The organism is Sporosarcina sp. PTS2304 (assembly GCF_003351785.1).
Lineage (GTDB): Bacteria > Bacillota > Bacilli > Bacillales_A > Planococcaceae > Sporosarcina.
Genome location: NZ_CP031230.1, coordinates 1,916,633 through 1,939,315, shown reverse-complemented (window position 1 = coordinate 1,939,315; position 22,683 = coordinate 1,916,633). Strand labels below are relative to the sequence as shown.

Annotated in this window: 24 protein-coding genes; 11 read left to right on the top strand and 13 right to left on the bottom strand. The window is 41.3% G+C overall.

The annotated features are described in order from the left end of the window. Nucleotides 1-483 precede the first annotated feature (483 nt). The 6 genes from DV702_RS09275 to DV702_RS09255 form a co-directional block, all read right to left on the bottom strand. Nucleotides 484-1,326: an RluA family pseudouridine synthase gene (locus tag DV702_RS09275; protein WP_114924513.1), complete on the bottom strand. Its 843-nt coding sequence runs from the start codon at nucleotides 1,324-1,326 to the stop codon at nucleotides 484-486. A gap of 13 nt (nucleotides 1,327-1,339) precedes the next feature. Then, complete coding sequence (locus DV702_RS09270; protein WP_114924512.1) at nucleotides 1,340-1,813, bottom strand: thioredoxin family protein; 474 nt, start codon at nucleotides 1,811-1,813, stop codon at nucleotides 1,340-1,342. A gap of 6 nt (nucleotides 1,814-1,819) precedes the next feature. Further along, nucleotides 1,820-2,239 (bottom strand): disulfide oxidoreductase, encoded by a 420-nt coding sequence (locus tag DV702_RS09265; RefSeq protein ID WP_114924511.1) that lies wholly within the window; start codon nucleotides 2,237-2,239, stop codon nucleotides 1,820-1,822. A 55-nt stretch (nucleotides 2,240-2,294) separates the two neighbouring features. Then, on the bottom strand, nucleotides 2,295-3,632 hold the full coding sequence (locus DV702_RS09260; RefSeq protein WP_205407158.1) for a hemolysin family protein: 1,338 nt from the start codon (nucleotides 3,630-3,632) through the stop codon (nucleotides 2,295-2,297). Between the two features lie 337 nt (nucleotides 3,633-3,969). Next, entirely contained in the window at nucleotides 3,970-4,122 is a 153-nt protein-coding gene (locus DV702_RS16830; protein WP_162805768.1) for a hypothetical protein, read from the bottom strand. Between the two features lie 44 nt (nucleotides 4,123-4,166). Continuing rightward, nucleotides 4,167-4,373, bottom strand: coding sequence for a DUF5342 family protein (locus DV702_RS09255; RefSeq protein ID WP_371682690.1), 207 nt, complete (start codon nucleotides 4,371-4,373; stop codon nucleotides 4,167-4,169). Nucleotides 4,374-4,455: 82 nt separating this feature from the next. Here DV702_RS09255 and DV702_RS09250 point away from each other — a divergent pair, with 82 nt between their 5' ends. Further along, nucleotides 4,456-4,845, top strand: coding sequence for a ferritin-like domain-containing protein (locus DV702_RS09250; protein ID WP_114924508.1), 390 nt, complete (start codon nucleotides 4,456-4,458; stop codon nucleotides 4,843-4,845). Nucleotide 4,846: 1 nt separating this feature from the next. Here DV702_RS09250 and DV702_RS09245 read toward each other — a convergent pair whose 3' ends face one another. After that, nucleotides 4,847-5,632 carry a helical backbone metal receptor gene (locus DV702_RS09245; protein WP_240315592.1) on the bottom strand — a complete coding sequence of 262 codons (786 nt, stop codon included), beginning with the start codon at nucleotides 5,630-5,632 and terminating at the stop codon, nucleotides 4,847-4,849. A gap of 164 nt (nucleotides 5,633-5,796) precedes the next feature. Here DV702_RS09245 and DV702_RS09240 point away from each other — a divergent pair, with 164 nt between their 5' ends. From DV702_RS09240 to DV702_RS09220, 4 genes are all read left to right on the top strand, one after another. Next, on the top strand, nucleotides 5,797-6,954 hold the full coding sequence (locus tag DV702_RS09240) for a DUF445 domain-containing protein (protein ID WP_114924507.1): 1,158 nt from the start codon (nucleotides 5,797-5,799) through the stop codon (nucleotides 6,952-6,954). A gap of 11 nt (nucleotides 6,955-6,965) precedes the next feature. Beyond that, entirely contained in the window at nucleotides 6,966-7,316 is a 351-nt protein-coding gene (locus tag DV702_RS09235; protein WP_114924506.1) for a YlbF/YmcA family competence regulator, read from the top strand. A gap of 61 nt (nucleotides 7,317-7,377) precedes the next feature. Continuing rightward, entirely contained in the window at nucleotides 7,378-8,877 is a 1,500-nt protein-coding gene (locus DV702_RS09230) for a coproporphyrinogen III oxidase (RefSeq protein WP_114924505.1), read from the top strand. Nucleotides 8,878-10,132: 1,255 nt separating this feature from the next. Then, on the top strand, nucleotides 10,133-10,912 hold the full coding sequence (locus DV702_RS09220; protein WP_114924503.1) for an enoyl-CoA hydratase: 780 nt from the start codon (nucleotides 10,133-10,135) through the stop codon (nucleotides 10,910-10,912). Between the two features lie 528 nt (nucleotides 10,913-11,440). Here DV702_RS09220 and mgsA read toward each other — a convergent pair. Beyond that, complete coding sequence (gene mgsA / locus DV702_RS09210; RefSeq protein WP_205407157.1) at nucleotides 11,441-11,845, bottom strand: methylglyoxal synthase; 405 nt, start codon at nucleotides 11,843-11,845, stop codon at nucleotides 11,441-11,443. Between the two features lie 314 nt (nucleotides 11,846-12,159). After that, nucleotides 12,160-12,345, bottom strand: coding sequence for a YhzD family protein (locus DV702_RS09205; RefSeq protein ID WP_114924500.1), 186 nt, complete (start codon nucleotides 12,343-12,345; stop codon nucleotides 12,160-12,162). Nucleotides 12,346-12,511: 166 nt separating this feature from the next. Here DV702_RS09205 and DV702_RS09200 point away from each other — a divergent pair, with 166 nt between their 5' ends. The 5 genes from DV702_RS09200 to yhaM all read left to right on the top strand — a co-directional run bounded on the left by DV702_RS09200 (nucleotide 12,512) and on the right by yhaM (nucleotide 19,769). Beyond that, nucleotides 12,512-13,411, top strand: a complete 900-nt coding sequence (locus tag DV702_RS09200; protein WP_114924499.1) for an ABC transporter ATP-binding protein — start codon at nucleotides 12,512-12,514, stop codon at nucleotides 13,409-13,411. Next, on the top strand, nucleotides 13,404-14,663 hold the full coding sequence (locus DV702_RS09195) for an ABC transporter permease (RefSeq protein ID WP_114924498.1): 1,260 nt from the start codon (nucleotides 13,404-13,406) through the stop codon (nucleotides 14,661-14,663). The genes DV702_RS09200 and DV702_RS09195 overlap by 8 nt, the downstream gene beginning before the upstream one ends. A 108-nt stretch (nucleotides 14,664-14,771) precedes the next feature. Further along, nucleotides 14,772-15,980, top strand: coding sequence for a metallophosphoesterase family protein (locus DV702_RS09190; protein WP_114924497.1), 1,209 nt, complete (start codon nucleotides 14,772-14,774; stop codon nucleotides 15,978-15,980). Nucleotide 15,981: 1 nt separating this feature from the next. Continuing rightward, nucleotides 15,982-18,810, top strand: a complete 2,829-nt coding sequence (locus DV702_RS09185) for an ATP-binding protein (RefSeq protein ID WP_114924496.1) — start codon at nucleotides 15,982-15,984, stop codon at nucleotides 18,808-18,810. A 20-nt stretch (nucleotides 18,811-18,830) separates the two neighbouring features. Next, nucleotides 18,831-19,769 (top strand): 3'-5' exoribonuclease YhaM, encoded by a 939-nt coding sequence (gene yhaM / locus DV702_RS09180; RefSeq protein WP_114924495.1) that lies wholly within the window; start codon nucleotides 18,831-18,833, stop codon nucleotides 19,767-19,769. A gap of 181 nt (nucleotides 19,770-19,950) precedes the next feature. Here yhaM and DV702_RS09175 read toward each other — a convergent pair whose 3' ends face one another. Beyond that, nucleotides 19,951-20,892 (bottom strand): peptidylprolyl isomerase, encoded by a 942-nt coding sequence (locus DV702_RS09175; protein ID WP_114924494.1) that lies wholly within the window; start codon nucleotides 20,890-20,892, stop codon nucleotides 19,951-19,953. A gap of 147 nt (nucleotides 20,893-21,039) precedes the next feature. Here DV702_RS09175 and DV702_RS09170 point away from each other — a divergent pair, with 147 nt between their 5' ends. Further along, a complete protein-coding gene (locus DV702_RS09170) occupies nucleotides 21,040-21,141 on the top strand; it encodes a YjcZ family sporulation protein (RefSeq protein ID WP_099689598.1) in 102 nt (33 codons plus the stop codon). Between the two features lie 42 nt (nucleotides 21,142-21,183). Here DV702_RS09170 and DV702_RS09165 read toward each other — a convergent pair whose 3' ends face one another. From DV702_RS09165 to DV702_RS09155, 3 genes are all read right to left on the bottom strand, one after another. After that, nucleotides 21,184-21,369, bottom strand: coding sequence for a hypothetical protein (locus DV702_RS09165; protein ID WP_114924493.1), 186 nt, complete (start codon nucleotides 21,367-21,369; stop codon nucleotides 21,184-21,186). An 85-nt stretch (nucleotides 21,370-21,454) separates the two neighbouring features. After that, entirely contained in the window at nucleotides 21,455-22,018 is a 564-nt protein-coding gene (locus DV702_RS09160; protein WP_114924492.1) for an HTH-type transcriptional regulator Hpr, read from the bottom strand. A 187-nt stretch (nucleotides 22,019-22,205) separates the two neighbouring features. Continuing rightward, a complete protein-coding gene (locus tag DV702_RS09155) occupies nucleotides 22,206-22,562 on the bottom strand; it encodes a YtxH domain-containing protein (protein WP_114924491.1) in 357 nt (118 codons plus the stop codon). Nucleotides 22,563-22,683: the final 121 nt, after the last annotated feature.

The window sequence follows — 22,683 nt, the reverse complement described above, 5'->3', positions numbered from 1 at the left end:
GCGCCCCCTCCGGAAAGCGTATCGTCTGGAAGCGCCAGCCGCAAGACTCTTCAAGTCAGCTTCACTCCATCTAATAAACGAACATGAAGTAGCAGACAAGCCCACGTAGTCTTTCACCATCTACAAAGAGTAATCAAACTGTCTTGCACACACAAAGTACAGCTTGGAGCTTACAGACGATCGACTCCGGGAGGATAAGGGTGACAGGTGTAACTCGCAGCGCTTGACGGTCCACCGCGCCCCACCGGAAAGCGTATCGTCTGGAAGCGCCAGCCGCAGGACACTCTAAGTCAGCTTCACTCTATTCAATCGCCATAGTCCAACTCGTTTTTAATTAAATAAACGAGTGAATTGTACATCACATCGTTAATCAACAGATTCATTAAAAAATGTGAATAGAAAAAATACGGGGCTGTCCGAAAATCAGAACTACTGATTTTCTGGCCAGCCCTGTTTTTTCGATGGAGTACTAGTCTCTATTTTTTATTCAGCTTCTAATACGATCGATTCACCTGTAATCGGATGTTCGAATGCTATTTTAGACGCCACTAATTGATAAGGACCTCTGGCAATAGTTTGACTGCCGTAAAGTTGGTCACCGACAACCGGATGTCCTAAATGCGAGAAGTGTACACGCAGTTGATGGGTGCGCCCCGTCTCAAGCTGTGCTTCAACTACTGTGGAATTTGCCAGACGGTCGAGTACTTTAAAATGCGTCACAGCTGATTGACCCGATGGAGATACTCGACGTCTAGTCGCGTGGTAGCGATCTTTTCCGATAGGCATATTAATTGTTCCACGCGGTTTTAACAATCTGCCTTCAAGTTCAGCAGTGTAGAACCGGTCGATGCGATTTTGTTCAAACATTCGATCAAGCATCGTTTTTGCAATGGGATGCTTAGCAATAAGTAATAATCCCGCTGTATGCTGATCTAAACGATGTACGTGTTCAGCATACGTTCCGCCATTTGTAGCGATGTATCCCATTACTTCGTTCATCAATGTACTAGTGCCTGGCGCGACTTCAGGATGTACAGAAACACCGGCTGGTTTATAAACAGCAAGGGCATGTTCATCTTCCCAAATGACACGCAGCTTTGTTAGCGTTTCAGGTCGATAAGACGATTGTGCATTTAAAAAGCTAAATGTTAGTGTCGTTCCTTCAGGTAAAGGTTCTTTCCATTCAACAGGTTGTCCGTCTACGTCTGTTACGCTTTTATCCATGCGCATTTGATGAACTGTTTTTTTACCGCCTTGCCATCGTTCTCTTAGCAGATTTTCAACTGTTTCGCCAGGCGTGTTCGTTGTGTAGTGAAAACTCGTCATCTATTTACTCTCCTCATTCGCTTTCGAATTCATTGAAAAACGCTTCGATCTGATCATTCGGGTGTGCTCCAACGATACGTCCTTGTTCTTGACCATCTTTATAGTGAACCAATGCCGGCCAGCCGGTTACATCATATTCTGGTTTCAACTGACTTTGGAATTCCAGCATATTGTATTGATAAATATGTATATTCCGCTGTTCCGCAATTGGCATCAGACGCGGTGTCATTTCCATACAATATTGACAGTCTGGACTAAAGTAATAGACAGTCGTCGGCTCGCCGCTTTCAATCTTTTTGAAAATCTCTTCGGGTTGTGCAATGTTTTTGTAGTTGTCGTTTCCTATTAAATCAATAGTGGACTGCTGTAAATCTTCCGTCCCATATGGATTGTCGGAAAGCTTTGTTTCATTGGATTTATTATTGAGAACGACGATCAAAATAAAGATCACAACAATAACTCCACCAATAGCTAGTAATTTTTTCAATGTGTGTCACTCCTTTGTATCTTTTAACAGTACGAGACTTGCGATGAAAATGAAAGCAAACGCTACAAAAGCGAGAAAAGGAATCGTTATAAAGCCTAAATAATTCACGTATTGACCAGTACACGAAACACCACCGCAAGCAGGTGCACTTTCTTGTAAAGCAGGTAGTTTTTGAATGCCGTAATGATACAACGCAATACAGCCTCCAATGAGAGAGAATGCAGCAGTTGTTACAGCAATTTTAGCATTTTTTTGAACCAATGCAATGATTCCGATTAAGACAATCGGATACATGAAAATACGCTGATACCAACACATCGTACACGGTATGTATCCTTTAATTTCTGAATAATAGAGTGAGCCGAGTGCGGCGATCAGGGCAACGGCCCAAATGAAAAGAAGCAAATTTTCTTGTCTTTTATTCATATTTCATCTCTCCGCTCTTAACATTAAAAGCTCTCCTTATATACGAAGGAAAGCTTTATTGTGACACAATAACATCTTCCTCAACTGCTGTTTGAGGAGGTTGTTTTTTTGTTTCTAAGTAAAGAATATGATGTCCATCTACTTCGCTGACAGTAAATTCATATCCTTGTTCAATGATTTTTTCTCCTGGTACAGCTTCGAATCGCTGGTCCATAAACCAACCACCGATCGTATCGATATCGTCTTCTAAGATTTCAATACCTAGTGCATCATTCACATTCTCTATTAGCATTTTTGCGTCTAGAATATAATGATCGGTACCAATTTTCTGTAGTTCAGGTAATTCATCTAAGTCGAATTCATCACGGATTTCTCCGACGATTTCTTCCAAAATATCTTCAATTGTCACAAGACCAGATGTTCCGCCATATTCATCCAACAAAATGGCCATATGGATTCGCTCTCTCTGGATTTTCAATAGCAAATCACCAATAGGCATCGTCTCAATGACGCGAATAATAGGTTGCATATAGTTAAGTACGGATTTACTACCATTTGTAGGGTCTTTAATATAAGCAGTTAACAAATGTTTCATATTCACTAAACCGATTACGTGGTCTTTGTCACCGTCTGTGATGGGGTAACGTGTATACTGTTCCACGTCCATCATTTCAAAAACATCGGATAACGTCATTTCTTTGTCCACAGTCATCATTTCGGTACGTGGCAACATAATTTCTTTAGCTACTCTATCATCAAATTCGAATATTCTGTTGACATATTTATATTCTGCCTGATTAATTTCTCCGCTACGTAAACTATCCGACAAAATAATGCGTAATTCTTCTTCGGTGTGTGCTACTTCTAATTCGGATATTGATTTGAAGCCGAGCAATCGTGTGACAAGACGTGCCGATAAATTCATCCCTTTAATAATTGGATACATCAAACGGTAAAATAAATTTAAGGGTACTGATAAAGAAAGCGATAGTTCTTCTGCTTTGTGTAGCGCAATAGTCTTTGGTGCAAGTTCACCTACAACGACATGGAGATACGTAACAATGGCCAAAGCTACAGTGAAGGATAGAATCGTTTCTACGTTTGCGTCCAATGAAAGATAATCGAAGACGGGAGTCATCATAAGTTTAACAGTTGGCTCTCCAAGCATACCTAGACCGAGTGCTGTGATCGTTATTCCGAGCTGGCAGGCAGATAAGTATTCATCTAAGTTATCGGCAATTTTTTTTGAAAGAACGGCGCGTTTATTTCCTTCTGAGATCAGCTGATCCAGACGCGATGATCGAACTTTCACGATTGCAAATTCACACGCGACAAAAAAAGCGGTGAGTGCGATCAAGGCAGCAAATGCTGCCAATCGTATGGCAATGTCCAAATAATGGCTTTGTGCTTAACCCAAATGGGGGAAAAGAACAAAGCGTACACCTCCTGTAATGTAAAGTTAGTTATCTTTTATAATAATTTATTTATGAAGAAAATACAATTCCGATTGCTTATAGATTATGAAAAAATGAAGAAAGGTTGGGGATTCAACGGATTGGAGTGATGGGAGATGTAAGGGATGTCGTTACGTTGCGTTTTAGAGGGGTCTGTCGACGTAAAGTGCTTGTTACAAAAATAGGCAGAGAAAAATGATTAGTTTTTCTCTGCTTAGTTTATTTTAAATGGCAAACAATTCCTTCAGATTTTTTCTGCATGTGAATCATTTTTGCTTACTCTCCGTATCGCGGTTGTGTTTCTTTGAATGCATTTTGTTCGTTTGGGATACGGCTCTTATCTTCAAAGACGTTTTCTGTTTTTTGATCCTGCAATTTTATTCGTTGTTTTTCTAGTTGCTGTTTGTCGCGTGATTGTTCTTTACCCATGACAGCACCTCCTCTATTACAAGGATGGCCGATTGGGGGAATAATCATTCATAGACGTGGAAAGTCATGAGGTCGTGAACCATTTCTTCTACTTTTGCTATATTAGGCGGAGCGTCATGGGCCCATTGTATCGTGCCGTCTTTATGGTAGTCAGCTGTGTAATGTTTGTTTTGATAATAAAAATTTATAATCCAGCCAGGCAAGTCTGAATCTGCAAACATTTTTTTATAACTGAAATGTTGTAGCATCATAGTCACTCCTTTTTTGTCTGTGTGGTGATATATATTGCACCGTCTTCATAAACTGACCAAAAGACAGTGAAAGGATGAGTGCGTGTTTGTAACTCAATTAAAAAATGCGATTGAAGATGAATACAAATCTTATTTTTATTATAAGTCAATGTATCAGTTGACGAATGATCCTCTATGGCAGGAGTTTATACGTCATGCCTATGAAGATGAAAAGAGTCATTATGAAATGTTTCAACAACTTCATTATATGATGACGGGCAGCTTTGTGCAAAATCCTAAAAAATTAGCACCTTGCACGGATTTGAAAGAATGTGCAAAAAATGCGTTAGTTGCAGAACTCGAAGCTGTGGAACTATATAAAGAAATGCTGTTAACTGTACCGCTTGACGAAGGGTATGATCCTATTTTTATTGCATTGCATGACGAGATAGAGCATGCGGTTCGGATGTCAACAATTTTCAATGGAATATAAGTTAGCAGCCAAAGTCATACGTCTTCAAATAGCGTGCGCCGAGCAACATGCGTGCTCCGTACCAAAACATTTCTCCGTCGATTAATCGGATAGTAGAAGTAGGCAACATTTCTTGGAATTGCAATTGCTGCTTCTCTTTAAACGGATATGGTTCAGATGACAATAATACGAGATCTAGCTGAGCTTCTTTGAATTGCTCTTCCGTTACAGCAGGATAGCGATCGAGGGTGTCTGCAAATGGTGTGATGAATCCGATCTCTTGTAACAGTGTGTTAATATACGTATCTTTTCCGGCGACCATATACGGCTTTTTCCAAATGACGTATGCCACTCTTTTTTTAGGTAGCTCAGGTAAGTCTGCAAATGCCTGTCTAATTTCTTTGGAAAGGAAATTTGCCTCATTTTGTCGATCTGTTACAATCCCCATATCCGTAATCATTCGATAGGCATCGTCTATTGTTTGGACTTCTGCTACATATACAGGATAATGTGCAGCGAGTGTGTCGACCATTTCTTTTGTGTTTTCTTCTTTTTCCATAATAATCAAATCTGGAGCAACTGCGTGAATCTTATCAAGTTGCAAATCTTTTGTTCCCGCCACTGCTGGAATCTCTTTTGCAGCTTCGGGATAAATGCAGTAACGTGTTCTACCGACCATTTCGTTTTCAAGTCCAATCGCGAATAACGTTTCTGTAATACCCGGACATAAACAGACAATCCGTTTAGGTGGAAAATTATAAACAACTGTACGTCCTAGATGATCTGTCAGTTCTTTTTTCAATGGCAAAATAACCTCCTGATTGTTTACTGTATGTAAATAATATTTGAAATAAGCTCTACTCGCAACGTACAGGAAGAGCACTTAATTGTAAAGTCAAAAATCCTCGCTTCGAATTCCTTTTCATTCAGCTGGTTTTTGTTATAATTGGAACGAAGACCAAGTGAAATAAGGTGAAGCGATTGAAAATAGTGCTAACCATTTTGTTCATGGCGTTTATTGGTGCGCTTATTGGTGGAGTGACGAATCACCTGGCGATTAAAATGCTATTTAGACCGCATGAAGCAAAATATATTGGGAATACCCGCTTACCGTTTACGCCTGGATTAATACCAAAACGGCGTAATGAGTTAGCAAGACAACTCGGCAAGACCGTCACAAATTACTTGCTGACGCCTGATCTGTTTCGCAAAAAGTTGTTGACGCCTGTAATGGAGAAACGTGTAGAGGCATTTGTTCAGAAAAAAATGGATCAATACATTCTTCAATCGGACAAGACATTGAATGACTGGCTTGGAATTGCAGGTGCAACACAACTTCCGGAACAAGTGGAAGAACGTTTGCTCACTATAATGGATCAACAAATGTATGATATGAAGGCAAAAGTGACAACCGGTACAGTGGAAGAGGTCATGCCAATACGTTGGCAACAGCAAATAGAGGAAAGAATCCCTCTTGCTTCTAATTTTGTCTTAGGTCGTGCAGAACAGTTTATCGATTCCGCGGAAGGAAGACAGACGTTTCAGAAGTTAATCGATGATTTTCTTCATTCGAAAGGGACGTTTGGCGGTATGCTCAATATGTTTTTTGGAGAATCAGACTCGCTTGTTGGGAAGATTCAACGCGAAGCTATTCGGTTTGTGAACGCACCTGGGACGAAAGATTTGCTCGATCAGTTAATCTGGAAAGAATGGCATAATATTCAGCAACAGCCGATGGAGCAACTAACTGCCGGGTTTGATTGGGATAGTGTGTTTAGTTCTGTTACGAAGTATGCTTTAGAACAATTAGCACTTAGAAAAAGACTGGATCAAAGTTTGTTTTATTACTGGCCACAAGGTTCAGAATGGACAGCTGAACACGTAACACCTAAAGTAGTCGGTTTTTTGTTTGAGCAAGCAGAAGCACAGCTTGATGAATCGCTACGAAAGCTCAAACTCGACGAACTGGTGAAAGAGCAAGTAGATACATTTCCGGTAGCTGTGTTGGAAGACTTAGTGCTAGGAATTTCACGCAGAGAGTTTAAGATGATTACGGTTCTAGGTGCACTTCTTGGTGGATTGATCGGGATCGTGCAAGGTATAATAGCACTCACATTAAATGGATTATAGGGGGAACTAACATGACAGTAAATATTTACGATGATATGAACAAATTGGAATCTACATTGCGTAAAACAGATCAGTATCAAGCGGTGAAAACGGCAATGGCGGAAGTAAAAGCAGACGAAGAAGCACGTGTATTATTCGAAAGCTTCCGCGATATTCAGATGAACTTGCAACAAAAGCAAATGGCAGGAGAAGAAATTGCGGGAGAAGAGCTGGAACACGCACAAAAAACTGCACAACTAGCTCAGGAAAATCCGACAATCATGGCAATGCTAACGGCTGAAATGAAGCTTAGTGAATTGATTGAAGAAGTAAATCGTGTCGTATTGAAACCAGTGCAAGACTTATATGAAAGCTTTAACTAATAACGTAATCGAAACCGGCCTTGGCCGGTTTTTTTCAACAGATAGGGAGTAGGAGAGAACGATGCAGCAACTTTATGTAAATCAACAGTTTCCACAAGATTGGATTCGGCTATTCACACATTTAGCAAATTTGTTTTTTGAACAATCGAAAATTGTGTCGGAAATAGTAGATAAAGATACAATTAATATTCGTTTTACTGAAAATTTGGAGTCGCCGAGTGTGTATGCAGAATTGCGTTGGCAAGGCAAGCAGTATGAAGCAAAGTTTTCAGAAGAAATAGCAACTACGGAAGAACGTGAAATGATTCGTCAGCGAAAAAGAATGTATTCTCATGCGTTGCTTGAGGTGCTCGAACAGGCGACGGGTATGGAGCAAGAGTGGGGGATCTTAACAGGCATTCGACCAACAAAGTTGTACCACATGTATCGCCAAGAAGGTTTTTCAGTAGATGAAGCTAAACAATTATTGCAACAACGTCATCGCGTATCGTTGCGAAAGAGTGAGCTGATTGCACAAATTGCCGATATTCAGCTACATGCATTACCTGATCTTTATACGCTAAAACAAGAAGTGAGTATTTATATCGGTATTCCTTTTTGTCCGACAAAATGTGCGTATTGTACATTTCCTGCGTATGCGATCCACCGGAAAAATGGCCGTGTGGAAAGCTTCCTCGACGGATTGCATGAAGAAATGAGAGCGATCGGCAATTGGTTGAAAGAACATGATATTCGCATAACAACGATTTATTTTGGTGGCGGTACACCGACCTCTATTGAAGCGGAGGAAATGGATGCATTGTATCAAACAATGGTTGATTCATTCCCTTATATGGAGCATGTGCGTGAAGTAACTGTGGAAGCAGGTCGGCCGGATACTATTACAATCCCTAAATTAGAAGTGCTGAAAAAGTGGGAGATTGATCGTATTAGTGTCAACCCACAGTCGTATACAGATGAAACATTGAAAGCGATCGGACGTCACCATAGTGTGCAGGAGACGATCGATAAATATTGGCTATCACGTGAGCAAGGGATGCGCAATGTTAATATGGATTTAATTATTGGCTTGCCAAATGAAGGACTTGCAGAATTTGAGCATTCATTGGCCGAGACGGAAAAAATGCAGCCAGAGTCGTTAACTATTCATACACTGTCATTTAAACGGGCATCTGAAATGACTCGAAACAAAGATAAATATCAAGTGGCTGATCGAAACACAGTCGGTCTAATGATGACACGCGGTGAACAATGGGCGAAGAAGAACGGCTACATCCCTTATTATTTGTATCGTCAAAAAAATATATTAGGCAATCTAGAAAATGTAGGTTATGCGAAGCCGGGCGAAGAGAGCCTCTATAATATTTTAATAATGGAAGAAGCTCAAACGATTATCGGATTAGGTTGTGGAGCTTCCAGTAAATTTATGAATCCATCAACGGGTAAACTGACACAGTTCCACAATCCAAAAGAACCAGCTGCGTATATACTAGGATTTGAAGATTCTATCGATCGGAAAATCGCTTATTTGAATGAAGTTTTTCAAAACCAGACTTGTTGATGAATCATATGATGTACAATTCACTCATTCATGTAGTTAAAAGCGAGTTGGACTATGGCGATTGGACAGCGCAAGCCGTACTTTGTGTGTGCAAGACAGGTTGATTACTCTTTGTAGGGGTGAAGAATACGTGGGCTTGTCTGCTACTTCATGTTCGTTTATTAGATGGAGTAAGGCTGACTTGAAGAGTCATGCGGCTTGCGCTTCCAGACGATACGCTTTCCGGAGGGGACGCGGTGGACCGTCAAGCACTGCGAGTTACACCTGTCGTCCTGATCCTCTCGGAGTCGATCGTCTGTAAGCTTCAGCCGAAACTTAGCGTGTGCAAGACAGGTCGATCATTCTTTGTATGTGGTGAAAGACCAACTAAATAGACTTGTCTGATACAATGCGACCGTTTTGAAGTTGAAAAGCGGTGAAGTGTTGCTAGCTACTATGACTGTTTCGACGAACTGAGTGAAAAAAGCAATGACTCTATATGTATTCAATCAGGCAATCCAAAGCTTTATCTACACTGTTCAGGAAGTAGAGCTTACCATACTCTACTTCTGGACGAATACAAACTGACTTACGAACACAAATTCAAGGAATCTCCCGGAAGAACCGGCGACTCCTGGAGGATCAGGAAGAGCCGTTGCGAAGGACGGCTTTTGCGAGTGAAGCGCAGCGAGAAGGAGTACATCTTTGCACTTGACAGGCGTAATCGCCAAAGCACTTCTGGCGAGTCCGCCGCGTCCCCTCAGGAAAGCGTCCGGTTTCTCTCGGGAGAATCCTAGCACGTACACTCTTTTTCTGCACTGCAAAGGAGAAGTCACTTATCCCACACCAACTTCTGTCCGAACACCAACTGACTTCCCGACACAACCTCAAGGATTCTCCCGGAAGAACCGGCGACTCCTGGAGGATCAGCGTGACAGGTGTAATCGCCAACGCACTTTTGGCGAGTCCGCCGCGTCCCCTCAGGAAAGCGTCCGGTTCTGCAGGGAGAATCCTAACACGTACACTCATTTTCTGCACCATCAAAGGAGAAGTCACTTACACCACTCCAACTTCTGGACCAACATCAACGGACTTCCCGACACAAACTCAAGGATTCTTCCGAAAGAACTGGCGAGTCCGCCGCGTGCCCTCAGGAAAGCATCCGGTTTCTCTCGGGAGAATTCAAACATGTACACTCAATTTGTACTGCAAACGCTCTCATAATTGTGTATACTATAATGAATGAACCACCATTCACTACAAGGGGGAATTACTTTTGACTAAACAAATTGAAGTAGAAATTCAAGGAAGACTGGCAACCATAACATTTAATCAGCCTGAAGTAATGAATGCAATGGACGGTGTGATGATGAGGGAATTAGCGGATATTGTAACTACTCTAAAGAATAATTCATCTGTCCATATCGTGTTATTCCGTGGAGCAGGTCACGCATTTTCTGCGGGTGGAAATGTAAAAGCGATGCTAGATCCAAATGGTCCAATGAAGATGGAAGATATTATGGTGGATCTCTCTAGACTGGCTCTCGCAATGTACAGCATGCCTCAAATCACTATCGCTTCCGTACATGGTGCGGCGGCGGGCCTTGGATGTAGCATTGCCATTGCATGTGATTTCGTTATAGCGGAAGAAACAAGTAAGATCGCTATGAACTTTATTGGAATCGGACTAGTTCCAGACGGCGGAGGTCATTTCTTTCTGAAGGAAAGAGTCGGCACTACGATGGCGAAGCAATTGATCTGGTCAGGCGAAGTATTGGATGGAAAGCGAGCCATGCAAATAGGCCTGATCGATCAAGTCGTCGCGGATGGAGAAGCTTGGAATATAGCTCAACAACGTGCGCAATTACTATTGAGTTCCCCGACAGCCTCTATGGTAGCATCAAAAAAGATTTTACATGCAGTTGGTGTAGCGGAATTAGAGAAAGTAGTAGAGCTCGAAGCGCAGGCGCAGGCGACGATGCGTAAAACTGCCGATCACCAAGAAGGCATTCGGGCATTTGTAGAAAAGCGAAAGCCAACGTTTACGGGACAATAAAAAATAGGGGCTGTCCAATAAGTCCCTAAAATAAATCAGGCAGAGAAAAACGAATCGTTTTTCTCTGCCTGATTTTGGTTTGTAGTCGTTCACAGTTGAAAGTAGCCGGCGGATGCCCGCTACTTTCAACTGTGAACCAGTGCAAAGATTCCGAACTCCGTATCAACCTTTTCAAGGCCACGGAACGATGCCGTAAGTTCTTCTATAGAAAAAGTGAGCTGTTCTGTGGTATACTGTTCGTAAGTATCTTTGGATTGCGCATAAAAAATCGTCCTTTCGTAGAGTGGGTTTGGTAACTTTATTCTACTAGAAAGGGCGATTTTTTTTGTACCTATTTGAAGCAAGACATCGAGTGGATTTTCGTTCCAGGCGGCGACCCCTCCCGAACGCGTCCGCCTGGAACGGAAAGGAACGGCGAAGAAAGGATTCTTCTATTCGTTTCATGAGAAAAAGGGCTGTCACAGAAACTCAGTTCTCACTGACTTTCTGGACAGCCCCTACTATGTGTATTGTCTCTGTTGACAATGATTATTGATATTTAGCAGCTGTTTCTCTCCATGAGAAATAGCCTTTTTCAATTGCGCGCAGAAGTAATTCCGCAGAAGCTAAGTTCGTCGCAAGTGGAATTCCATAAACATCGCATAGGCGTAGTAAAGCACTAACGTCAGGTTCATGTGGCTGTGCTGTTAATGGATCACGGAAAAATAAAATCAAGTCTAGCTTTCCAGTAGCAATCATCGCTCCGATTTGTTGATCGCCACCGAGTGGTCCGGACATAAGTCGCGTGATGGAAAGATCCGTTTCGTCCATAATACGCAATCCAGTTGTACCTGTAGCGTAAAGAGTGTGTTTGGCAAATATTTGTTCGTAAGCAATTGTGAAATTCACCAATTCTGCCTTTTTTTCATCATGCGCAATTAAAGCAATGTTCACACGAGTCACTTCCTTTTACGATTTCTTGACGAAGTTAGCTTATCACATAATGCGTGAAAAATCTCGCTTTTCTGTCTGCTAATTAAAAAGACCGTCGCTAGAGTGAGTATACATCCTTTTCGTTTACTAGCTTATTGAGTAAGTTTACCCATTTTAGAAGGTAATCGTTTCATTGTAGTCACTTCGGTGCTGGCGAAAGGCAATCCTTAACGCGCCGGAGCGGTAACAGAAAGCAGAAACCTTACTAACTCCAAAATCCTCAAAATCGCAATAAAAAAACTACCCTCCCCAAAAAAAGGGGGATAGTCTTCAGTTTACGAATGGAACAGCAACAACTTGCCTAAAGGAGACGCCAAGCGGTGTGTGCGCTCCAGTAAATCCTTCTCAGTCAGCAACTGAAGCCCTTGCTCCTTCGCCGCCTCGTCCGTCTCCGCAGTAAAAGTCTCCTCCGTAATTAGTGAACCGTCCTTCTCATAAGCAGTCAATTTGTAAGTCTTCATATAATAGCCCCCATCAATTTTTCTCCGGAATTCAATCAATACCAAGAGATGAATAGTCATTCAGTATTAATTGTAAGCGGTTTCTATAAGAGTTTCAATAAAAATGAAACAATTCTCTCTTTTAATCGTAGAATCAACTAGACAGAATGTAAAGGAGACGATGTAAATGGCCTTGCAGCTACAACAAGTCACTAAACGATTTGGTGACTTCACAGCGGTAGATCAGCTATCGTTAACTGTGGAAGAAGGAACGATGTACGGCTTTTTAGGCGCGAACGGAGCCGGAAAGACGACTACATTCCGAATGATTCTTGGTTTATTGACCGCAACAGAAGGGACAATTGCTTGGAACCATCAACCGATCACGTACGCCACGAGTCCGCAAATTGGCTATTTGCCAGAAGAACGGGGACTGTACCCGAAAATGAAAGTGCAGGAACAACTGATCTTTCTCGGGCAATTGCGTGGTATGAATAAATCGGATGCCAAACAAGCGGCCCTCAATTGGCTCGAGCGATTTGAAGTTCCGCATTATACGAATAAAAAAGTAGAAGAATTATCGAAAGGGAACCAGCAGAAAATCCAAGTAATCGCTGCGCTCATGCATAATCCGAAATTATTAATTTTGGATGAACCGTTTTCGGGACTAGATCCTGTAAACGTCGAAATGCTGAAGAAAGCTATTATCGATTTTCGTAATGGGGGAGCGACGATCCTTTTCTCCAGCCACCGCATGGATCATGTAGAAGAACTATGTGAACAACTTAGTATTATTCATCAAGGTCAGCAATTAGTCAGCGGAAAATTACGTGATGTGAAACGTTCATTTGGCAAACAGAATGTCAGGCTTCGCGCAGACTTCCCTTTGGATGACTTGGATGCTATTGCAGGTGTCGAAGTAGCACATCATTCATTGGATGGTGCGGTGTTTCAGGTAGGCAGTGATACAGTGGCTGAACGATTGTTACAAGCGGCGTTGCAAAAAGGACCGATCCGCCATTTTGAAATAGAGGAACCATCATTGCAAGATATTTTTATTGCAAAAGTAGGTGAGGACAATGCGTGAGTTTTGGATTATTTTCAAGCAAAGTTTTATTACGAAAGCGAAAACGAAATCATTCTTCATCACTACGTTCATCATGGTAGCAGGAATTTTCCTCTTCGCAAACCTATCCACCATCATTCAGTCGGCGAGCAACTTAATAGGGGATAGTGAAGAGGAAATCGTTGCGGTTGTAGACGGAAGTGGGAAACTTGCAGACCAGCTGGAAGAACAATTGAACAATAGTAGAGAAGATATTGTCATTGAACGTTCTACTGAATCGGTGGAACAGCTAAAGAAACGAGTAGAAGAGGAACAAATTACCGCATTTTTAGAAGTGAATATTGATGAAACGAATACAATTCATGCCATATATACGACGAGCAGTTTGGTCGATCAATACGTTCCTTCCGCTTTACAAGATGCATTGCAGGCGATCCAGACAGAAGTAAATGCAGATCAATTGTCATTGACTACTGAACAAGTAGCAACTTTATTTACATCGGTACAATTTGAAAAGCAGAACATCTCTGATTCTGCTAAATCAGAAGACGAGTTAAATTCCGCCAGAGTATTAGTATATGTTTTAATGTTCGTCATTTACTTTGCGGTAATTATTTATTCGTCTATGATTGCGACAGAAGTGGCGACAGAAAAATCTTCGCGTGTAATGGAGATTTTAATCTCAAGTGTTTCTCCAGTGAAGCATATGTTTGCTAAAGTATTAGGGATTGGTTCACTAGGGATAGTTCAGATTATGATCTATGGCGTAGCAGGTTTGCTTGCATATAAACTATCTTCAGTGAGTGAGGAAAATGACTTGTCTGCTTTCTTCAGTTTAAAAAACTTGGAAATGAGCACACTCGTCTATGCAGTTGTATTTTTCTTGCTTGGATACTTTTTATATGCGACGCTTGCGGCATTGCTCGGGTCACTTGTTAGTCGAACGGAAGATGTGCAGCAAATGATCATGCCAATGTCTTTACTTATCGTGGCAGCTTTCATCATCGCAGCAACAGGGCTCGGTAATCCAGAATTGGGGTATTTAAAAATTGCATCCTTTATTCCGTTTTTCACTCCACTCGTTATGTTTTTACGAGTCGGTTTATTGGATCTTCCACTCTGGGAGCCGTTACTATCTATTGGCATTTTGATTGTCACAATCGGTATTCTTGGCTGGTTTGGAGCAAAAGTGTATCGTGGCGGAGTGTTGATGTACGGACCTTCTCGCTCATTGAAAGATATAAAGAAAGCGATTCGCCTTGGGAAAGAATAATTCAAAAGCCTGTCATCCGATTAAGATGGCAGGCTTTTGTCTGTGCTATCCAGCAACGGATTGAGTATGGTAAAATAGAGAACGAGTATTCGTGAAAGGAATGTGTATATGGAGACAATTCGTTTTTTACATACAGCGGATCTGCATTTGGACAGTCCGTTTAAAGGGATGTCCGCAAGTGGTCCGGATGAAATAGAAAAAATCCAACAATCAACGTTTCAAGCATTTGATCGAATGATTACTTATGCAGTCGAACAACAACCTGATTTCATTGTAATAGTAGGGGATATATACGATGGAGAAGATCGCAGTTTACGCGCGCAAATTCGTTTTCAGCAAGGGATGAAACGATTGGATCAAGCACAAATACCTGTATTCTTATCCTATGGAAATCACGATCATTTAGCGGGGAAATGGACACGGGTTTCATTGCCGGAAAATGTTCATGTGTTTGCGGAAACAGTTGAGCAAAAGCGACTAACTGTCAGGGGAGAGACTGTTACATTGCACGGTTTTAGTTATCCGCAGCGTCACGTAAGAGAGCCGATGATTGCAGACTACCAACAAGCGGACGAAGGAATACATATCGGGATGTTACACGGAAGTGTCGCGGGAGATTCCGCTCATGCAGTATACGCACCATTTACTATAAGCGACCTTCAGCGTAAAAACTATCAGTATTGGGCGCTCGGGCATATACATAAACGTCAAGTATTGGCACAAAACCCGCCAATTGTGTATCCGGGCAATTTACAAGGGCGGCATAAAAATGAACAAGGAGTAAAAGGGTTTTACGATGTCTCGCTATCAGGTAATCAATCCTCTATGACATTTGTACCGGCCTCCGCTATCGTTTTTACAACACTCACGATATCTTGTGAAGGGATTGAGTATGCAGATGACTGGGTGGCGGTCTGTCAAAAAGCAATTGACTATGTAGCGGCGGAGATAGGAAATATCATTATAGAGCTTGTCATGACAGATACAGAAAGTTTGGCGACTGCCTTACAACGGACTTCTTCTGAATCGGAATGGCTTGAAATTTTGCGCGAACAATATATTCTCCAAGAACCCTTCGTATGGATCCGTGCGATTGAGTGGCCGACATTATCTGCTAATGATTTTTCGACTTCGCTTGTTGACCCAGTAGTAGATACGATGAAGAACTGGCAGGCAGACGAATGGGATGACGTGTTGGCTGAGCTGTACAGCCATCGCGTAGGTCGCTATATAGAGCCGCTAACGACGAGTGGTAGAGAGCAATTGCACCAGCAGGCAAGCGCATTATTAGCGTCTGAATTACTGAAGGAGAGTTGATATGAAAATTCAAAAACTAGTTCTTTATGGATTCGGTCAACATGAGAATGTAGAAATCAATTTTCAATCGGGTATGAATTTGCTGTATGGCCCGAATGAAGCAGGAAAGACGACGATTCAGCAAGCCATTCTCCAAATACTATTTGGATTTCCTCAAAAAAATCAGCAAGAGCTTCGTTATGAACCGAAGACAGGCGGGAAATATGGCGGGTGTCTTTATATGACAGACGAAGAATTTGGTTCTTGGATGATTGAACGGGTTCGTGGCAAATCTTCTGGTGATGTGACAATTCATTATGAAGATGGGCGCACTGCTAGTGAGGAAGAACTGAAACGTCTGTTACGCGGATATGATCGTCCGGCATTTGAAGCAATTTTCTCCTTCTCATTATTTCAATTACAAGGATTAGAGAAAATGGATGAAGAGGATATTAGCCGGACTTTATTAGCTTCAGGGACAACAGGTCTTGATACATTGTGGAAAATAGAAAAAAGGATGGATAAAGAGCTGGCGGGATTATTTAAAAAAGCCGGCCGTAATCCGCTGATCAATCAAAAGCTAAAAGAATTAAAAGAACTGGAAATAGAAAAACAAAAAGAACAGCAGAAGCTTTCTTCTTTTGAACCGCTCACACTTCGGAAGCAACAAGTATATGAACAATTGCAGGCATTACGTGTAGAGGAACAACAATTATATGAGCAAGTTGAAGAACAGCGTATCGCGATGCAAGTACTGCCATTGCAACAACAACAGCAACAAGTGAAAGAGCAACTGAATGCTATAGTGCATAAACAGTTCCCAGCGGATGGTATTCGGCGATATGAAGAACTGGCGAGTAAGCAAAGCGAACTTCATTCAAAAAAGGAACGTCTGTTGAAAGAACAACAGCAGATTGCAGAAGAGTTTGCTGTACGACCGTACAGTGAGCAACAACAAATCGAGCGCTGGGTGGCGCAAGAGGCAGAGTGGCACCGCTTGCGTGGAGATGTTTTATCAGCAGAACAAGAAATTCGAACGTTGGAGAAGAAGCGCCAGCAAGCAAAGCAACGACTAGGTGTAACGGAAGAACAACAACTAGCTATTGAAGAGATGGACGTATCTATTCAACGAGAGAGACAATTAGAACCATTAGTGCAAGAGCAGACAACTGCTGAGCAGCAAGTACAGGCGCTCAATCGGATGCTGGCAGAAGCAGAGAGTGACCGTCAAGAAGCGGAACAACAAAAAATATGGCTGGCTCAGCAACGGCCAACGGAAGCAGAATACCAAAAACTGAAACAACTACCTACTGTGAAAAAGAAACTGGATGAAGCGAAAGCAAGAGTAGCTATAGGTACATCATCATCCAGTCGTCCCATTGCGTTATTTTTTATTGTCATGGGACTCGTCATTGGGGCATATGGTGTGTGGCAGCAAGATTGGATTATTATAGGGATTGGCATAGTAACGGTTGCCAGTGCATTATGGATTTTAAAGAAGAATCCTGTTTCATCAGGAGAGCAAGAGACATTCATTAATCAAAATGAATCACTTGTAGTAGAATTGGAACGATTGAAAGATAGAATATATGAATACGAAAGACAAAGTGAGCAGTTGGAAAGGGAAATTACGAGACTCGACCGTAAATTAGAGAAACTTGCGGCAGAGCTGGAGCAAGTCTACAATCAAAAAGAACAGTCGAGGTTGGCTCTTACACAGGCTGTCCGACAAGATCCTATTGACAGCACAGCTAATATCCAGGAAAATTTCCGATTACTGCGTGAATACCAAGATATTGTGAATGAGCAACGGACATGGGAGAATCGATTAACGAGTAACAAACAGCAAATTCAACAGTTGCTTGAACAAGTTGAAGAATTGCTCGGTCCTATTCCGTCAGACGTTCTTTACGAAAGATTACGTGGAGAACTGACAAAACAAAAAGAGCATAAAGAAAAAAATCGCCAGCGCCAGCGTCAGATTGAAGAGTGCAATCATCAATTAGGAGAAGCGAATGCACAATTACAGCTTGTCCATCAAGAAATCGGAGAACTTTTCCGTCTGACAAACGTTTCAGAGAAAGAACAATACTATGCGGCTTATCAGCAAGTTCAAGACGCACAATTGTTACAGCGCCAATTAGCGGAAATTCATTCGCAACTTGCCTTATATTCAAAAGAACCGCTTTTATTTGACTGGACATTGCCAGAACTCGAACGGAAACGTACAGATACGACGGAGCGTCTGCAAGCACTTCGGAAAGAACTAACGGTACTTGTCGATGAACAAGCAACAGTAGATCACGCACTTGCACAAATGGAATCGAGTAAGACGTATAGTGAAATACAACAACTATTTGAAGTGAAAAAAGCTGAATTGGATGAGTTGGCCAAGCAATGGATGGTTAGAAAAGCTGTTATGGAATCTATACGTCAAACGATGAGCAGTTGGAAAGAGCATCAATTACCTGCTGTTTTGCACCTTGCCAATACGTGGTTCAGTCGATTGACGGGGAATCGGTATAGTACACTCCAGTTAACAGGAGAAGGTTATTTCCAAGCCGTGACAACAAGCGGACAGTCATTTATGATGAACGAACTGAGTCAGGCAACGAAAGAACAAGCATATCTCTCGTTACGGTTAGCACTTGCATCTGTACTAGCAGACCGCGCGCCGTTTCCAATTATAATGGATGACCCATTCGTTCACTTTGATAATGAAAGACTTTCGCGTATGATAGAAATACTTAAAGAAATACAGCCTTCTCATCAGTTGATCTATTTCACGTGCCATGAGGAAATGAAGACGAAATGGGCAGGAGAGACAGCTGTCATAGAGGTTGGAAAATGAGCTGAAGGAGAGATTCATGAATGAAAAAACTAATGGAACACCAAGTCGGCGAGGCCGTTGACATGTATTTATTGATTAAACAGGCGACAAAAGGTGTCACTCAACAAGGCAGCCCTTTCATGACATTGATTCTCCAAGATAAAAGTGGAGATCTCGAAGCGAAGTTATGGGACACAGGCGAAGAACAAGCGCAAATGTATCAAGCAGCTAGCATCGTCAAAGTAGGCGGTGAAGTCCACGAATACCGTGGGAAAAACCAACTGCGCATTAAAGCGATTCGTCCGGTAAAAGAAGAAGAAGGTGTGACAATTGCGGATTTAGTACCTTCAGCGGAAAAGAGTAAAGAAGTGCTCTTTGAAGAGCTTATGCAATACTTCTTTGAGATGAAAAATCCGCAGATTCAGCGTTTGACGCGACATCTTTTGAAGAAGCACCAAGCTGATTTCATGTTGTATCCTGCAGCTACAAGGAATCACCATGATTATGTAACGGGTTTACTCGATCACGTCGTTTCGATGTTGAAGTTAGGAAAAGCAATTGCGGAGTTGTATCCGACATTGAATAAAGATTTGCTGTATGCAGGCATCATTCTTCATGATATTGGAAAAGTCGTAGAGCTATCAGGTCCAGTTGGTACGCAGTATACGATTGAAGGAAATTTGTTAGGGCATATTACGATTATGGTGAATGAGATTTCCAAGGCGGGAGAAGAGTTGGAAATTGAAGGGGAAGAACTTATGTTGTTGCAACATATGGTTTTGTCTCATCATGGTAAGGAAGAGTGGGGCAGTCCGAAGCGTCCGATGCTGAAAGAAGCTGAAATTCTTCATTATATTGATAATATTGATGCTAAGATGAATATGCTGAATCGGGTAATGTCGAAAACGGCGCCTGGGGAGTTTTCTGAGCGAGTATTCCCGCTAGATAATCGTTCGTTTTATAAGCCAACGTTTGAATGAGGGCAGACGTAAGGGGGGTCGTTACGTTTTGTTTTAGCCGGACGACTTTCGTGGAGTCTGGTGTTTAATTGAGATCTATGCATTCGATTTTTATGGAAAAATAAATAAAAATCAGGCAAAGAAAAACTTGTGGTTTTTCTTTGCCTGGTTTATTTTTTTGCTTATTGAATGGTCTGTTTTATTATTTAGTTTCTTCTACTTCAACATCAGCGTCAGTGTCTTGATCTTCTACAATAGGTTCTTCTTCAGGTGCTGGTTGCTCATCCATTTTGAAGAGGTCTAATGCAGATTTTAAGTCTTCATCTTTAATTTTGACATCTGCGTCTTCTACTAACTTGGATACTTTAGCCAATAGTTCGCTTTCGTCTGCTTTTTCCATCAATAGCTCTTGACGGATTTCATCTTTCTTTTCGTCAGTAATTTTTTTATCTTCTTTTTGACGCTTTTCTTTTACTTCGATAATGTGGAAGCCGTGATCAGATTGAACAGGTTCGCTAATCGTGCCTGGCTCTAGGTCGTATGCTGCACTCCAGAATTCTGGAACCATAACACCGTAAGCGAACCAGTCTAATTCTCCGCCTTCTTCTTTAGAACCAGGATCTGTAGAGTATTCTTTTGCTACTTTCGCAAAATCTTCCCCTTTATCTAGCTTCTCTTTTGCTTCTTTCGCTGTCTCTTCATCTTCAACTAAAATGTGACGAGCGTTAATTTCTGTTTGTGTTTCTTCGATACGTTTGTTTAACTCTTCATCGGATACTTCGATGCCGTCAGTTAAAGCCGCTTCTTGGAGCTTGTTTAAACGAATCATTTTCTTGAAGCTGTCAGGTGTTTGACCTTGTTGAGCTAAGAACGCTTCAAAGTTTTCACCTAGCTGTTCTTTATTCTTATCAAACTCTGCATCTACTTGTTTATCATCCACTTTATACTTATCTTCAAGTACTTTTTCGAGAATGATCATTTGTAATGCTTGTTCACCGACAGATGTTTTCATCTCTTGATAGAACTCATCTTTTGTTACGTCTCCCGCTTTAGATGACATAACGACTTCGCTGTCTCCGCCTGAACAAGCAGATAGTGCGACAACGGATGCTGCGAGTGTAAATGCTAAAAATTTCTTTTTCATTATAAAACTCCCCTAATCTCTAAATATCGTTTCAAGATAACACTATAGCATAAAACGTTTGAAAAACAAAAAGGTTCCCGTTATAGATGTGCCCAACCGTCTATTTATTCTTCCGCATAAGATACAGTGTGAAAGGGGGTGCCTTCCATGAGCGGTTACACTCAAGGCGGAGCAGGTACATCCGGCTTTGCTCTAATTGTTGTTTTGTTCATTTTATTGATTATTGTAGGTGCAGCATACTTGTATTAAAAAAAGCCCGACTCCTCTTGAGGGGTGGGCTTACATAGTCTTTTAAGCGCTGAAGAAAACTTCCACATATAAAGACATAATGAGAATCGTAATAAGAATATTAACGGTCCGATAAATTTTCGGTTGTTTTTCTTCAGGAATCTCTCTGGATTGGCAAAGTGCAAATGTCATTTTATTAATTTGGTATAAATAAAATAATGAAAAAAGAATGGTAATTGTGAGAACCATGTCAGACCTCCTCTTCATGTGTCTGTACTATCATAGCAGAAATAGTGAACAAAAGGAAAAAAAGCAAGTTGCCTAGAGCTTGCTTTTATGTTTCCGTTTGAAATTTTTGGATATAATCATTTTCGTCTTCGTAGGTCTTTTCGATATTTTGGAAGCCCCGTTCGAAGATATCCATGAAATCGTCTCCGTAAATATTACGTAAGACAGACATGACCTCAAGGAATTCAGGGAATTTCCCATAGATGTCACGGATAGGTAGTGAGCCTTGGAGAACACTGTAATCTCTATTGTGGTAATTGGCATTCATTTCAATAAGAAGATTTTTACCTTTTTCAGTTACAGTTACATATGTATTCCGGCGGTCATCACTTTTTTTGGAAAAGTATAGTAGCTCACGTTGTTCTAATTTTTTAGAGAAATTAAATGCTGTAGAGACGTGCATCACTCCAAATTTCGCTATATCAGAAATTGTCGCACCTTCTAAGTGAAAAGCAATCCATAAAATATGATGTTCATTAATATTCAGTTCATACGGTTTAATCCATTGTTGCCAATCTTTTTCAACTGCTTTCCATAATGCTTTTGACATTTGAGCAACGCGTTGATTAAAGATCATTGCTTCTTTGCGTGAAATGTTTTGCTCTGCCATGGTGCACCTGCTTTCTTTCTATCTTTTTATTTATTATACCAAAAAAGCAACAAATAAAAAAGACGGAATAATAAAATAATTAGGAGTGTGAGTAAATGTCTGCAACATACAGTCATTACAACGGTTGCAGTTTATCTTTAGTAGTGGATCAGCCCTAAGATTGCGGCTGATCCAGTAGAGGGAATATTTATTGCGCGCTAAATGACTTTTCTAAGTCTTCAAGAGCACGTTGAATTGCCGAAATTTCTTTTTCCAAGCGTTTCTTATTATGTTCAGCAGAACGCTTCCAGTCAGCTACTGATTCTTTCATCTCTTGTACAGTCTCCGGTACCAACTCTTTAGCTTCCTCAGATAAATCTGTGACAGACTCTTTCAAGTCTTCTACTTTCCCTTTGACATCTTTCAGCTTATCTCTCATTTCACGAGAGGCGGTTTTGACGCTGGAGCGCAGTTCGCTTCCTGGTTGTGGTGTAGAATATAGTACGGCCACAGCTGAAGTGACAGCACCTGCTGCTAGCCCAATAAAAAATGTAGACGCTTTCATATAGAAAACACTCCTTTTTTAGATTATTATATTATTAAAGCATGCAACCCGCAGATGGGCAATAGAGATTGAGAAATTATTATTCAAACTAAAGCATTTTATTGAATTACGTATAAAAGCG

Excerpts from the sequence above, each read along its gene's own strand:
- DV702_RS09275 (WP_114924513.1), bottom strand. The coding sequence starts at position 1,326 with ATGACGAGTTTTCACTACACAACGAACACGCCTGGCGAAACAGTTGAA.
- DV702_RS09265 (WP_114924511.1), bottom strand. The coding sequence starts at position 2,239 with ATGAATAAAAGACAAGAAAATTTGCTTCTTTTCATTTGGGCCGTTGCC.
- DV702_RS16830 (WP_162805768.1), bottom strand. The coding sequence starts at position 4,122 with ATGGGTAAAGAACAATCACGCGACAAACAGCAACTAGAAAAACAACGA.
- DV702_RS09255 (WP_371682690.1), bottom strand. The coding sequence starts at position 4,373 with ATGATGCTACAACATTTCAGTTATAAAAAAATGTTTGCAGATTCAGAC.
- DV702_RS09235 (WP_114924506.1), top strand. The coding sequence starts at position 6,966 with ATGACAGTAAATATTTACGATGATATGAACAAATTGGAATCTACATTG.
- DV702_RS09230 (WP_114924505.1), top strand. The coding sequence starts at position 7,378 with ATGCAGCAACTTTATGTAAATCAACAGTTTCCACAAGATTGGATTCGG.
- DV702_RS09205 (WP_114924500.1), bottom strand. The coding sequence starts at position 12,345 with ATGAAGACTTACAAATTGACTGCTTATGAGAAGGACGGTTCACTAATT.
- DV702_RS09200 (WP_114924499.1), top strand. The coding sequence starts at position 12,512 with ATGGCCTTGCAGCTACAACAAGTCACTAAACGATTTGGTGACTTCACA.
- DV702_RS09195 (WP_114924498.1), top strand. The coding sequence starts at position 13,404 with ATGCGTGAGTTTTGGATTATTTTCAAGCAAAGTTTTATTACGAAAGCG.
- DV702_RS09190 (WP_114924497.1), top strand. The coding sequence starts at position 14,772 with ATGGAGACAATTCGTTTTTTACATACAGCGGATCTGCATTTGGACAGT.
- DV702_RS09185 (WP_114924496.1), top strand. The coding sequence starts at position 15,982 with ATGAAAATTCAAAAACTAGTTCTTTATGGATTCGGTCAACATGAGAAT.
- yhaM (WP_114924495.1), top strand. The coding sequence starts at position 18,831 with ATGAAAAAACTAATGGAACACCAAGTCGGCGAGGCCGTTGACATGTAT.
- DV702_RS09175 (WP_114924494.1), bottom strand. The coding sequence starts at position 20,892 with ATGAAAAAGAAATTTTTAGCATTTACACTCGCAGCATCCGTTGTCGCA.
- DV702_RS09170 (WP_099689598.1), top strand. The coding sequence starts at position 21,040 with ATGAGCGGTTACACTCAAGGCGGAGCAGGTACATCCGGCTTTGCTCTA.
- DV702_RS09165 (WP_114924493.1), bottom strand. The coding sequence starts at position 21,369 with ATGGTTCTCACAATTACCATTCTTTTTTCATTATTTTATTTATACCAA.
- DV702_RS09160 (WP_114924492.1), bottom strand. The coding sequence starts at position 22,018 with ATGGCAGAGCAAAACATTTCACGCAAAGAAGCAATGATCTTTAATCAA.
- DV702_RS09155 (WP_114924491.1), bottom strand. The coding sequence starts at position 22,562 with ATGAAAGCGTCTACATTTTTTATTGGGCTAGCAGCAGGTGCTGTCACT.